At 46.0% G+C, this 252-nt stretch carries 1 protein-coding gene; it reads left to right on the top strand.

Going from position 1 to position 252, the window contains the following annotated elements:
• The coding region (locus tag R0K30_RS22775; RefSeq protein ID WP_410613212.1) for a proton-conducting transporter transmembrane domain-containing protein at window positions 1-252 on the top strand (252 nt) is incomplete at both ends.

Raw genomic sequence — 252 nt, 5'->3', positions numbered from 1 at the left:
CCGCTCCATCGGAGAAAAAAGGGAGCGCGCTTTCTATTATTCAGGGGTGCAGTTTCTTCTGGCCGGCGTAAGCGGAGCGTTTTTGACGGGTGACCTGTTCAACATGTACGTCTTTTTTGAGCTTCTGCTTATCGCGTCCTACATGCTGATCGTGCTTGGCGGAACGAAAATTCAATTAAGAGAATCATTGAAGTATATCGTGTTTAACATTGTGTCATCCGCGTTTTTTGTCATCGGCGTCGGTTACTTATA

Origin of the sequence: Bacillus sp. SIMBA_154 (assembly GCF_046536015.1) — a bacterium.
GTDB classification, from domain to species: Bacteria; Bacillota; Bacilli; order Bacillales; family Bacillaceae; genus Bacillus; species Bacillus pumilus_P.
This window is presented reverse-complemented; position numbering and strand designations above follow the sequence as displayed.